Genomic DNA, 13,007 nt, shown 5'->3' with positions numbered 1-13,007 from the left:
CCGGACCGTCGGGTCCGGCCCGTCAACCGGAAAGCCCCGTGGCCGAGTTCCCGGCGGTCTGCGGGAACTCGGCCACGGGGCGGTGACGTTGCGCGCGGCACGGGGCCGGGGTCAGCGGCCGATGCCTCCGTCGGCGTTGGGGCCGCTGTAGTCCTCGCCGTAGGCGCCCTTCGCGGGGCGGCGGCGGCGCATGGGCGGCTCGACGCCGTCGGCGAGACGGCGGGCGGTGAGCAGGAAGCCGGTGTGGCCGATCATCCGGTGGTCCGGGCGGACGGCCAGGCCCTCGACGTGCCAGTTGCGGATCATCGTCTCCCAGGAGGTCGGCTCGTTGAAGCAGCCGATCTCACGGATGGACTCCACGGTCCGGGCGAGCTGCGTGGTGGTCGCCACGTAGCAGCACAGGATGCCGCCGGGCACGAGCGCCTTGGAGACGGCCTCCAGGCACTCCCACGGGGCGAGCATGTCCAGGATGACGCGGTCGACGTCGGTGTCGCTCAGGTTGTCCTGGAGGTCGCCCACGGTGAGCTGCCAGGCCGGGTGCGGGCCGCCGAAGTAGCGCTCCACGTTCTGCTGGGCGATCTCGGCGAAGTCCGCACGGCGCTCGTAGCTGTGCAGCATGCCCTGATCGCCGATGGCCCGCAGCAGGAAGCTGCTGAGCGAGCCGGAGCCGACGCCGGCCTCCACGACGCGCGCGCCGGGGAAGATGTCGGCGAAGGACAGGATCTGCCCCGCGTCCTTGGGGTAGACGACGGCTGCCCCGCGGGGCATGGACAGGACGTAGTCGGGGAGCAGGGGGCGCAGCGCGAGATAGGCGACGTTCCCGGTGGTGCGGACAACGCTGCCCTCGGGAGCGCCGATCAGCTCGTCGTGCGGGAAGGAACCCTTGTGGGTGTGGAAGTTCTTCCCGGCCTCGAGCGTGAACGTGTAGTGGCGGCCCTTGGGGTCGGTCAGCTGTACCTGGTCCCCGACCTTGAAGGGCCCGCGCCTGCGGGCGGCACCGGTCGGTTCGGACATGTGAACAGCCTACCGGCCTTTGGGGAGGCCGCCGACCACCCGCCGCGGCCCGCTACGAGGGCCTGGCCATGGCCTTGACGAAGGCCCGCTCGACGTCCGCGGCGGACAGCACGCCGTAGATCTCGCCGGTCTCCTCGACCACCAGGTACTCGGTCGCGGGGGTGGCCCGCAGCGCCTCCAGGAGGTCCTCGCCGGCCAGCTCCGCGGAGACCCGCATGCCGCCCGTCAGCTCCTGCGCCAGGCTGCTGACGGCGACCCAGGGGCGCCGGTGCTCCGGTACGCCGACGATGGCGGCCTCGCGCACCAGTGAGACCGGGTTCCCGTCGGCGTCGACGACGACCAGGGCGCGGGCCCCGGCCGCGTTGGCCCGGCGCAGCGCCTCCGAGAGCGGGGTGTCGCCCTCGACGGGCACCGCGCGCCGGGTGAGGGCGCGGGCGCGCAGTTCGGGCAAGTGCTCGCGCAGCCGGGCGACGCGCAGGCTGTTGCCGGCGCCGGTCCAGATGATGGCGGCGAGGATCGCGGCGAGCAGCGCGTCCATCACGGTGTCCATGCCGACGTTGTCCACGGCGTCGCTGCCCAGGGCGCCGGACTGGGTGAGCAGCGGGAGCCCGATCAGCACGGAGACGGCCAGCGCGCGGCCCACCCAGGCGGCGGCGACCGTGCCGGTCATGGGCTTGCCGGTGATCTTCCAGACGACGGCGCGGAGCATGCGGCCGCCGTCGAGGGGCAGACCGGGCAGCAGGTTGAAGGCGGCGACGATGAGGTTGGAGATCATCAGGCCGGCCAGCAGGACACCGGGGACCGTACCCGGTTCGACGGGCTGCAGCGCCACGTAGAAGACGCCGGCGAGGACGAGGGAGAGCAGCGGTCCGACGAAGGCGAGCACGAACTCCCGGCCGGGTGTCTCGGCCTCCTTCTCGATCTCGGAGACGCCGCCGAAGAACTGCAGCTGGATGCGGCGCACCGGGAGCTTGAAGCGCAGGGCTGCGACGGTGTGGGCCAGTTCGTGCACCAGGACCGACGCGTAGAACGCGACCGCGAAGAACAGGGAGACCAGGTAGCGGGCCGCGCCGAGTTCGGGCAGGACCCGGTCGAGCTGCCCGCCGAACACCCAGGTGATCAGCGCGGCGACGAGGAACCAGCTCGGCGCGACGTACACGGGCACGCCGAACAGCCGCCCCATCAGCAGTCCGCCGCCGGGCTCCGGACGCTGCGGGGCCGGTCCCTTCTCACCGGTGGAGTGGGCGAGCGTGCGGTGGGCCGGGGTGTGGCCGTGGTCGGGGGCACCGGAGGGGGACCGCTTGTCGCCGGATACGGGGGTGGGGGGATGCGCGGGGGTGTGTGCGTCCCCGGTGGCGGGTGTGCGCGGGGGGTGGTGGTCGCCGGTGGCGGGGGGCTTGGAGCCCTCTTGGTCGCCGGGGGGCTGTTCGGGCGCCGGGCCCTCGGCGGGCGCCGAGGGGGGCGTCGGCCGGTCGGTGCCGCTGTTCGGCTCGGGACCGGGCGAGGGTTCGGGCTTGCCGCCGCCCGTCCCGGGGTCCCCGGAGCCTGCGGGGGTGTCGTCGGGACGTCCACCGTCGCCGTGGCGGGCGACGGCGCCGTTCGACCGTTCGCCGTCGGCCGGGCCCGGCGGCGTCGTGCCGGACGGTCCGTCCGCGGGGCGGTCCGACGCCTGCGGGCGGGCCGCTCCGGCGTCGGGTCGCGGGGTGGCGGGGGACGCCGGGAACGGCGCGGACGTCGAGGGCGACGGGGACACGGCCTGATCGGTGGGGATCGGCCGGTTCTCGGGGCGTGTGGGGCCGGTGGCCGGTGCCGTACGGTCTGGTTGCCGCACGGCCGGCTCCTCGGTGCCCGACCGCGGCTGCCCGCTCCCGCCGCTCTCGTCCACGATGTCCCCTCGTTCGAAGCGTCTTCCGCACCTGCCGGACGGAAGGGTCTCGGGTCGATGGTATGCGGCCGTGGGGACACGTTCCGCCCCGGCACCCCCTCTGTTTTCCCGGTCGTTGCCCGGGTCGCGGCCGCGGAGTACGTCACTGTCAGTGGTGGGCCGTATGGTCTGTGGGCATGGACACCAGCACCGAGGGCCCGGCACGGGCTCCCAGCGACGCGACGGCCGAGGCGGAGACGGTCGTGCCGGTCCCGGCCGAGCCCGCGGCGGAGCCGGCGCCGACGGCCGAGGCGGCCGCCCCTGTCGCCGCCGAGACCGTCGCCAAAGCGCCGGCGTCGCTGTCCCCCTCGCGTGCCGGCGACTTCATGCAGTGCCCTTTGCTGTACCGGTTCCGGGTGATCGACCGGCTGCCCGAGAAGCCGAGTGAGGCGGCGACCAGGGGCACCCTGGTGCACTCGGTCCTGGAGCGGCTCTTCGACGCCCCCGCCCCGGAGCGCACCGCGCCCCGCGCCAAGTCGCTGATCCCCGGCCAGTGGCAGCGTCTGCGGGAGACGAGGCCCGAGCTGGACGAGCTGTTCGCGGACGATCCGGACGGCGAGCGCCACACGCAGTGGCTGGCGCAGGCCGAGCAGCTGGTCGAGCGCTGGTTCACGCTGGAGGACCCGAGCAGGCTGGAGCCGGCCGAGCGCGAGCTGTTCGTCGAGGCGGAGCTGGCGTCGGGGCTGAGGCTGCGCGGCATCATCGACCGGGTGGACGTGGCGCCGACCGGCGAGGTGCGGATCGTCGACTACAAGACCGGCAAGGCGCCCCGGCCGGAGTACGCCGAGAGCGCGCTGTTCCAGATGAAGTTCTACGCCCTGGTGGTCTGGCGGCTGAAAGGGGTCGTCCCGCGCCGGCTCCAGCTGGTCTATCTCGGCAGCGGCGACGTCCTGACGTACGACCCGGTCCTCGCCGACCTGGAGCGGGTCGAGCGCAAGCTGCTTGCGCTGTGGGAGGCGATCCGGCTGGCCACCGAGACCGGCGACTGGCGGCCCCGGCCGACCAAGCTGTGCGGCTGGTGCGACCACCAGGCCGTGTGCCCGGAGTTCGGCGGCACTCCCCCGCCGTATCCGCTGCCCGTGAGGCCGGTCGGGGCGGGGCAGGCCGAGCAGGGCAGAATGGGGCCGGACTAGCGAAGGAGACTTACGTGGCCATCCGCGTCCTACTGGTCGACGACCAGCCGCTGCTGCGTACGGGCTTCCGGATGATTCTGGAAGCCGAACAGGACATCGCGGTCGTCGGTGAGGCCGGAGACGGCCTTCAGGCACTCGACCAGGTGCGGGCCCTTCAGCCCGATGTGGTTCTGATGGACATCCGCATGCCGCGGATGGACGGCGTGGAGGCGACCCGGCAGATCACCGGCCCGGAGCGGGACGGCCCGGCGAAGGTGCTGGTGCTGACCACCTTCGACCTCGACGAGTACGTGGTGGAGGCGCTGAAGGCGGGGGCCAGCGGCTTCCTCCTGAAGGACGCGCCCGCCAACGAACTGGTCCAGGCGATCCGGGTGGTGGCGGCCGGCGAGGCGATGCTCGCGCCGAGCATCACCCGGCGCCTCCTCGACAAGTACGCCACGCATCTGCCGTCCGGCGACGAGCCCGTGCCCGACACGCTGAACACCCTGACCGAGCGCGAGGTCGAGGTGCTGAAGCTGGTCGCGCGCGGACTGTCGAACGCGGAGATCGCCGCCGACCTGTTCGTCAGCGAGACCACCGTCAAGACCCACGTCGGGCATGTGCTCACCAAGCTGGGCCTGCGGGACCGGGTGCAGGCCGCGGTGTACGCGTACGAGAGCGGTCTGGTGCGCCCCGGCGCGCAGTGACGGCCGCGGCCGTACGACACCGAGGGCGCCCCTTCCACCGGAAGGGGCGCCCTCGGGCGTTCGGCGGTCCGCGGATCAGCCCTTGCTGATCTCCCAGAACCGGAACACGGTCGAGGCGTCGAGGCAGTACTCCAGGCCGTAGACGGTCTCACCGACCACGGCGTACTGCTTGGCCTGCCAGACCGGCAGCAGCGGGAGTTCCTCGGCGACGATGTCCTGCAGCTGTCCGAACTCCGCGTCCGTCCCGGCCCGGTCGCTCTCCGCGGCGGTCGTCGGGATCAGCTCGTCGGTGATCGTGTCGTTGGAGTAGTTGTTCTCCAGCACGTTGCCCTTGCCGAAGAACGGGGCGGTGAAGTTGTCGGCGTCCGGGTAGTCGGGCACCCAGCCCTTGACGTACACGCCGTACTTGCCGTCGGCGATGTCCTTCTCGTACTGGTCGAAGGGGACCGACTTCACCTCGGCGGAGAACAGGCCGCTGGCGTTGAGCTGTGCGGCGATCGCCTCGAACTCCTGGTCGGTGGCGGGGCCGTAGCGGGAGGGGGTCGACCAGAGGGTCAGCTCGACCTTGTCGGTGATGCCGTCGGCGCGCAGCGCCTCTTCGGCCTTCGCCTTGGAGGGGCGGGCCCCGTAGGTGTCGAAGAACGCGGTGTTGTGGCCCGCGATACCGGCCGGGACGATCGAGTACAGCGGGGTCGCGGTGCCCTGGTGCACGTTCTCCATCAGGGCGTCGCGGTCGATCAGGTGGGCGATGGCCTTGCGGACCCCGAGCCGTCCGACGACCGGGTCGTCCACGTTGAAGACCAGGTGCTGGACCTCGGCGCTGCTGCCCTCGACGACCTTGACGCCCGCGTCGGCGTCCGCCTCCTCGATGTCGGCGATGTCGCCCGCGCTCAGGCCTCGGTAGGCGATGTCGAGGTCTTTGTCGAGCAGCGCCTGCTTCAGGCCGGCCCGGTCGCCGTGGAAGAACTTCAGGGTGACGCCGCTGTTCTGGACCTCGGCGTTGCCCGTGTAGTTCTCGTTGACCGAGAAGACCGCCTGGTCGTCGGTGAACGAGTCGAGCTTGTACGGGCCGGAGCCGACGGCCCCGCCGTCCTCGCGCAGCGCGTTCGCGTCGTACTCCCGGTGGTTGACGATGGATCCGGCACCGGAGGCGATCTTGCTGGGGAAGGTGGCGTCGGCCACCTTCATCTTGAACACGACGGTCTTCTCGTTCGGCGCCTCGACGGATTCGAGCGTGGAGAACATGACCGCCGGACCGTCGGCGTCGTCGATCTTCAGCAGGCGGTCGAAGGAGAACTTGACGTCCTCCGAGGTGAGCGGATCACCGTTGCTGAACTTCAGCCCGTCCTTCAGGGTGCACTTGTAGACCCTGATGGCGGAGTCCGTGAACGCGCACTCCCTGGCCACCTCCGGCTCCGGCTCGGTGCCGCCCTTGGGGAAGCTGAGCAGGGACTGGAAGACGTTGTTGAACAGCAACCAGGAACCTGGGTCGTAGCCGGACGCCGGGTCCGTCGCCAGGACCTCGTCCGACATGCCCATGACCACATCGGAGCCGTTGTCCGCGGATTTGCCGGTCTCGGAACCACATCCGGTCACGAGCCCGGAGGCCAGTCCCGCCACGATGGGCAGAACCGGCCACTGGTTGCGTATCTTCACTTGCTGTGCCTAACTCGTTTTCTTGCACCCCCGGGGCACCTTCCAAGGCCCCGGGGGGAGTTCGTCAGCCGCTCACTCCGTGGCCGAGCTCCCAGAGCTGGAGCGTCGCGGAGGAGTTGAGCGCGTACGCCACACCCGTGATGCCGTCCCGCGCCGCCACGTACTGCTTGCCCTGCCACAGGGGAAGCAGGGGCACGTCCTCGGCCACGATGTCCTGGATCCGGTTCAGGCTCTCGGCGGCGCCCAGCCGGTCGGCCTCACGACGGGATTCCGGGATCAGGGTGTTGCGGATCTCGCTGTTGTTGTACGGCGACTTGAGGAAGTTGTCCTTGTCGAGGAACGGCGCGACGTAGCTGTCTGCGTCGGGGAAGTCGGGGAACCAGCCCATGCCGAAGACGTCGTACTCACCGTTGCGTTCGGCCGGGACGAAGGTCTCCCAGGGCGCGCCCTCGATCTGCACGTCGAACAGCCCGCTGTCGTTGAGCTGCTTGCGGAGCTGCTCGAACTCCTTCTTGGTGGCCGCGCCGTAGTGGTCGGTCGTGTAGTGCAGCGTCAGCTTCACCGGGGCGGTGACGTCCGCGGCGGTCAGCAGCGCCTCCGCCTTGGCGATGCTCGGGTCGCCGTACTTGTTGAAGAAGGCGTTGTTGTGGCCGGTGATGGAGGCCGGGACGAGCGAGTAGAGCGGCTCGGCCTGGGAGCCGTAGACCTTGGAGACCAGGTCGTTGCGGTTCACGATCTGGGCCATCGCCTGCCGTACGGCCTTGTCCTTCACCGTCTCGGCGTCGGTGTTGAAGGCGAGGTAGCGGATCTCCAGACCGGGCATCTCGACGAGCTCGACATCGCTGTCAGAGTTGCCGGAGAGCTTGTTGATCTGGTCCGGCGTCATGCTGCGGGTCATGACGTCGATGTCACCCTTGTCGAGCGCGCCGCCCATGGCGTCCGCGTCCGCGTAGGAGACCAGGTCGACCCGCTCGTTGTTGACCTTCAGCGTCCCCTTGTAGTGGGGGTTCTTGACGAAGACGGCCTTGACCAGCTCGCCGTTCTTCTCCTCGGGCTCGAGGGTGTACGGGCCGGAGCCGTCCACACCGAAGCCGTCACGCAGCTTGCCCTTGTCGTAGTTGTCGGGGTTCACGATGCCCGCGACGGGGGTCGACAGCTTGTAGGGGAACGTGGCGTCGGAGGTCTTGAGGTGGAAGATCACCTCGTCGTCGTCCTTGGCCTCGACGGTGTCGACGGTGGACATCAGGGCGAACACACCACTGTCGGCCTTGATGGCCAGGGCCCGCTCGATGGAGAACTTCACATCGTCGGCGGTGATGCGGTCACCGTTGGAGAACTTCAGGTCCGAGCGGAGCTTGCAGGCGTAGCGCTCGTTGCCGGTGTCGGTGAAGCCACAGCTCTCGGCGGCCTCGGGCACGGGCTCGCCGTCGCCACGCGGCTGGGTCATCAGCGTCTGCACGGTCTGCCGCAGCACGTTCCAGGTGCCGACGTCGTAGGCGTAGGCCGGGTCGAGCGGTGCGGGCGCGTCCTTGGTCGCGATGAACCGGTCAGTGGTGCCGACGACGATCGAATCGCCGCCGTCGCTCCCGCTGTCCGAACCGCCACAGGCGGCAAGCGCGGGCGCAAGCAGACCGACCACAGCCGGCAGCACCAAAGTCTTGCGGTTCATGCTCGAGTTTCTCCAGAGCTGTCGAGTCCGTGTACCCGGCATGCAGGGGTGAAGCAGCGGATCACGGGGGCGGGGGCGGGGTTCTCGCGATGAGATTAATGCGCCCTCGCTCCAGGGTTCACAGCCATGCGAGTTGAGCACCCATCACGCTGCGAAACCGGGCGTGGACGCACCGAAAACCCGAGTGAGGAAGGATTAGTGCAGCGTTCCACCAATCGGGACACAAGGGCGGGGCGACCGACCCGTATTCAGCCCTGACAGCACACCGGGGGCCGCCTGTCGACCCCCCTCGGCGTGGCGAATATCACATTCCCAACTGAGCCCGACGGCACCGGAATTCGGCCGTCCAGGCGCGTCGAATTGCTTCGACGCGCCGAACGGTGAAATGCCGTTCCCCTCGAGTTGCACGGTCGGTGAACGGCTAGGGCATTTCTGTCATCAGACCGCGCAGAAATGCCAGGTCCACCTGTTCCAGGGAGTCGACGACCGTGCGCCGGTCGCCGGCCGCGATCGGGGCCACCGACGGGACGGCCACCACCCGGCAGCCCGCGGCCTCGGCGGCCGCCACACCGGTCGCGGTGTCCTCGACGACCGCGCATCTGGACGGCTCCGCGCCGAGCCCCGCGGCGGCCAGCAGGTACGGGTCGGGGTGCGGCTTGGTGCGCGCCACCTCGTCCCCGGCCACGGTCAGGGCGAAGTACTCGGAGCCCAGCGTCCCGAGCACCCGGTCGATGATGCGCCGGTGCGAGGCCGAGACCAGGGCGGTCGGGACCTCGTGGGCGGCCAGCTCGGCCAGCAGCCGCGACGCGCCCGGCATCAGGGGCAGGGCCCGGTCGATACGGTCCTCGAACCCCTGGTTGAGCAGGACGGTCAGCTCGGCGACGGTGATGTCGGCGCCGGTCGCCTCGATCAGGAACCCGGCGCTGCGGCTCATCGGGCCGCCGACCACCACATGGCGCCAGGATTCGTCGAGGGCGTGGCCGAGACCGGCGAAGGTCTCCACCTCCACGTCCCACCAGAATCCCTCGGTGTCCACCAGGGTGCCGTCCATGTCCAGGAGCACGGCTTGCAGGGCTGAGCCGTCGGCCGGACGGGTGCCGAGTGCGGGAACCGTAGTCGTCATCCGGTGGTACCTCCTGAGGGACTAGCAGGCCGGTTCCCGCGAGGGAACCGGCCTGCTGTGGACCGACCAGTGTACGACTTATCCGATCAGCGTGCGTTGAAGTACTTCGCCTCGGGATGGTGGATGACGATCGCGTCCGTGGACTGCTCGGGGTGCAGCTGGAACTCCTCCGACAGGTGGACGCCGATCCGCTCCGGCTCCAGCAGGGCGGCGATCTTGGCCCGGTCCTCCAGGTCGGGGCACGCGCCGTAGCCCAGCGAGAAGCGGGCACCGCGGTACTTCAGCGCGAACATGTCCTCGACGTCGGCCGGGTCCTCGCCGGCGAAGCCGAGCTCGGCACGGACCCGCGCGTGCCAGTACTCGGCGAGGGCCTCCGCCAACTGCACGGACAGTCCGTGCAGTTCCAGATAGTCACGGTAGGAGTCGGATTCGAACAGACGGGCGGTCTCCTCGCCGATCCGCGATCCGACGGTGACGACCTGGAGGCCGACGACATCCGTCTCGCCGGACTCCTCCGGCCGGAAGAAGTCGGCCAGGCACAGCCGCCGGCCGCGGCGCTGGCGCGGGAAGGTGAAGCGGGTGCGCTCGTTGCCCGCCTCGTCCAGGATGATCAGGTCGTCGTCCTTCGAGACGCAGGGGAAGTAGCCGTGCACGACGGCAGCCTCCAGCAGGTTCTCGGTCTGCAGCCGGTCCAGCAGGCCGCGCAGCCGGGGCCGGCCCTCGCTCTCGACCAGTTCCTCGTAGGACGGGCCCTCACCGGTGCGCGCCTGCTTCAGGCCCCACTGGCCCTTGAACAGCGCGCCCTCGTCCAGCCAGGACGCGTACTCCTTGAGCTGGATGCCCTTGACGATCCGGGTGCCCCAGAACGGCGGCTTCGGCACCGGATTGTCGGTCGCCACGTCCGAGCGGACGTGCCCCTCCTCGGGCCGCTCGTCCGCCTGTACGGCCGCGGCCGGCCGCACCCGGCGCTGCTTCAGCTCCGGCAGCTTCGCGCCCGGCACACCCCGCTTCACACCGATCAGGGCGTCCATCAGCCGCAGGCCCTCGAAGGCGTCCCGGGCGTAGCGGACCTCGCCCCCGTAGATCTCGTGCAGGTCCTGCTCGACGTAGGCGCGGGTGAGGGCGGCGCCGCCGAGGATCACCGGGAAGTCCGCGGCCAGACCGCGGGCATTGAGCTCCTCCAGGTTCTCCTTCATGATCACCGTCGACTTCACCAGCAGCCCGGACATGCCGATCACGTCGGCGCGGTGCTCCTGGGCGGCGTCCAGGATCGCCGAGACCGGCTGCTTGATGCCGAGGTTGACCACGTTGTAGCCGTTGTTCGACAGGATGATGTCGACCAGGTTCTTGCCGATGTCGTGCACGTCGCCGCGCACGGTGGCCAGCACGATCGTTCCCTTGCCGTCGGCGTCCGACTTCTCCATGTGGGGTTCGAGGTGGGCGACCGCGGCCTTCATCACCTCGGCGGACTGCAGCACGAACGGCAGCTGCATCTGCCCGGAGCCGAACAGCTCGCCGACCACCTTCATGCCGTCGAGCAGGGTGTCGTTGACGATGTCCAGGGCCGGACGCGACTCCAGTGCCTCGTCCAGGTCCGGCTCCAGGCCGTTGCGCTCGCCGTCGATGATGCGCCGCTTGAGCCGCTCCTCCAGCGGCAGCGCGGCCAGTTCCTCCGCCTTGCCCGCCTTGAGCGACTTCGCGGTCGCGCCCTCGAAGAGGGCCATCAGCTTCTGCAGGGGGTCGTAGCCCTCGCTGCGGCGGTCGTGGATGAGGTCCAGGGCCGTGCCCACCTGCTCCTCGTCGAAGCGGGCGATCGGCAGGATCTTCGACGCGTGCACGATCGCCGAGTCCAGGCCCGCCTTGACGCACTCGTCGAGGAAGACGGAGTTGAGCAGGATGCGGGCGGCCGGGTTCAGGCCGAAGGAGATGTTCGACAGTCCCAGCGTGGTCTGCACGTCGGGATGGCGGCGCTTGAGCTCCCGGATCGCCTCGATCGTGGCGACGCCGTCCCCGCGGGACTCCTCCTGGCCGGTACAGATCGTGAAGGTCAGGCAGTCGATGAGGATGTCCGACTCGTGGATGCCCCAGTTGCCGGTCAGATCGGCGATCAGCCGCTCGGCGATCTCGACCTTCTTCTCCACCGTACGGGCCTGGCCCTCCTCGTCGATCGTCAGCGCGATCAGCGCGGCGCCGTGCTCCTGGGCCAGTGCCGTGACCTTGGCGAAGCGGGACTCCGGACCGTCGCCGTCCTCGTAGTTCACGGAGTTGATGACCGCCCGGCCGCCCAGCTTCTCCAGGCCGGCCCGGATCACGTCGACCTCGGTGGAGTCGAGCACGATCGGCAGCGTGGAGGCCGTCGCGAAGCGTCCCGCCAGCTCGTCCATGTCGGTGACGCCGTCGCGGCCGACGTAGTCGACGCACAGGTCGAGCATGTGCGCGCCTTCGCGGATCTGCTCGCGGGCCATCTCCACACAGTCGTCCCAGCGGCCCTCCAGCATGGCCTCGCGGAACTTCTTCGAGCCGTTGGCGTTGGTCCGCTCGCCGATCGCCAGGTACGACGTGTCCTGGCGGAAGGGCACCGACTGGTACAGCGACGCCGCACCCGGCTCCGGACGCGGACTGCGCTGCGGCGGGGTCAGCTCGCGCACCCGCTCGACGACCTGCCGCAGGTGCTCCGGCGTCGTACCGCAGCAGCCGCCCACCAGGGACAGTCCGTAGTCGCGGACGAAGTTCTCCTGCGCGTCGGCCAGCTCCGGCGCGGTCAGCGGGTAGTGGGCGCCGGCGGACGTCAGGACGGGCAGGCCGGCGTTCGGCATGCAGGACAGCGGGATGCGGGAGTGGCGGGCGAGGAAGCGCAGGTGCTCGCTCATCTCGGCCGGGCCGGTGGCGCAGTTCAGGCCGATCATGTCGATGCCGAGCGGCTCCAGCGCCGTCAGGGCGGCACCGATCTCGGAACCGAGGAGCATGGTGCCGGTCGTCTCGACGGTGACGGAGACGATCAGCGGCACGTCGTGGCCGGCCGCGCGCATCGCGCGCCGGGCGGCGACCACCGAGGCCTTGGTCTGGAGCAGGTCCTGGGTGGTCTCCACGAGCAGCGCGTCCGCGCCGCCCGCGAGCAGGCCCTCGGCGTTGCGCTGATAGGCGTCGCGGATCGCCGGGAAGGTGGTGTGGCCGAGGGTGGGCAGCTTGGTGCCGGGCCCCATCGAGCCGAGCACCCAGCGCTGCTGTCCGGTGCGCCGGGTGAAGTCGTCGGCGGTCTCGCGGGCGATCCGGGCACCGGCCTCGGACAGCTCGTGGACGCGGTCGGCGATGTCGTACTCGCCCAGGGCGCTGAGGTTGGCGCCGAAGGTGTTGGTCTCGACGCAGTCCACGCCCGCTTCGAAGTACTCGGCGTGGACCGAGCGGACGATGTCGGGGCGGGTGACGTTCAGGACCTCGTTGCAGCCCTCGAGGTTCTGGAAATCGTCGAGGGTGGGTTCCTGCGCCTGGAGCATGGTGCCCATCGCTCCGTCGGCCACCACCACTCGGGTGGCGAGCGCGTCGCGCAAGGCGGACACACGGGTCCGGCTGTCGGTGGAAGGGGTCTGCGGCAACGAGGCCATGTAAGGGCTCCCTGGAGTGCGACGGCTGTCGGCTTTGCGCTCCGCGTGAATGCCCTGGGACGGGCTTCCCGCGGAGGGCGCACGCCGCCAGGGTAGCCGGGACCGGGGCCTAGGGTCAGGGTCGTCCACGAGGCGGACCGCGCCGGCGGCCCGGTCACCCGCGGCGGACGAGAGACACGACACCTGTCGGCCGGTCATTG

General features: G+C 70.4%; 8 protein-coding genes. 2 read left to right on the top strand and 6 right to left on the bottom strand.

Annotated elements, in window-relative coordinates; genetic code table 11:
* Window positions 1-111: 111 nt before the first annotated feature.
* Both DN051_RS30390 and DN051_RS30385 read right to left on the bottom strand, forming a co-directional pair.
* Window positions 112-1,014 (bottom strand): tRNA (adenine-N1)-methyltransferase, encoded by a 903-nt coding sequence (locus DN051_RS30390; RefSeq protein WP_053762361.1) that lies wholly within the window; start codon window positions 1,012-1,014, stop codon window positions 112-114.
* 52 nt (window positions 1,015-1,066) lie between these two features.
* The gene (locus DN051_RS30385) at window positions 1,067-2,845 is read right to left on the bottom strand and encodes a site-2 protease family protein (RefSeq protein ID WP_425471681.1); all 1,779 of its coding nucleotides are present in this window, start codon (window positions 2,843-2,845) and stop codon (window positions 1,067-1,069) included.
* Between the two features lie 230 nt (window positions 2,846-3,075).
* On the opposite strand from DN051_RS30385, the gene DN051_RS30380 reads away from it, so the two are divergent.
* Window positions 3,076-4,071 carry a RecB family exonuclease gene (locus tag DN051_RS30380; RefSeq protein ID WP_112442511.1) on the top strand — a complete coding sequence of 332 codons (996 nt, stop codon included), beginning with the start codon at window positions 3,076-3,078 and terminating at the stop codon, window positions 4,069-4,071.
* Between the two features lie 14 nt (window positions 4,072-4,085).
* Complete coding sequence (locus DN051_RS30375; RefSeq protein WP_053758024.1) at window positions 4,086-4,757, top strand: response regulator; 672 nt, start codon at window positions 4,086-4,088, stop codon at window positions 4,755-4,757.
* A 75-nt stretch (window positions 4,758-4,832) separates the two neighbouring features.
* Here DN051_RS30375 and DN051_RS30370 read toward each other — a convergent pair whose 3' ends face one another.
* From DN051_RS30370 to metH, 4 genes are all read right to left on the bottom strand, one after another.
* On the bottom strand, window positions 4,833-6,413 hold the full coding sequence (locus DN051_RS30370) for an ABC transporter substrate-binding protein (protein ID WP_053758025.1): 1,581 nt from the start codon (window positions 6,411-6,413) through the stop codon (window positions 4,833-4,835).
* A gap of 64 nt (window positions 6,414-6,477) precedes the next feature.
* A complete protein-coding gene (locus DN051_RS30365; RefSeq protein WP_053758026.1) occupies window positions 6,478-8,082 on the bottom strand; it encodes an ABC transporter substrate-binding protein in 1,605 nt (534 codons plus the stop codon).
* A 421-nt stretch (window positions 8,083-8,503) separates the two neighbouring features.
* A complete protein-coding gene (locus DN051_RS30360) occupies window positions 8,504-9,205 on the bottom strand; it encodes an HAD family hydrolase (RefSeq protein WP_053758027.1) in 702 nt (233 codons plus the stop codon).
* 86 nt (window positions 9,206-9,291) lie between these two features.
* Window positions 9,292-12,807: a methionine synthase gene (metH, locus tag DN051_RS30355; protein ID WP_112439980.1), complete on the bottom strand. Its 3,516-nt coding sequence runs from the start codon at window positions 12,805-12,807 to the stop codon at window positions 9,292-9,294.
* Window positions 12,808-13,007: the final 200 nt, after the last annotated feature.

The sequence above is a fragment of the Streptomyces cadmiisoli genome (assembly GCF_003261055.1).
Lineage (GTDB): Bacteria > Actinomycetota > Actinomycetes > Streptomycetales > Streptomycetaceae > Streptomyces > Streptomyces cadmiisoli.
Note: the sequence above shows the minus strand (reverse complement) of the source record. Positions and strands in the feature narration are given on the sequence as shown.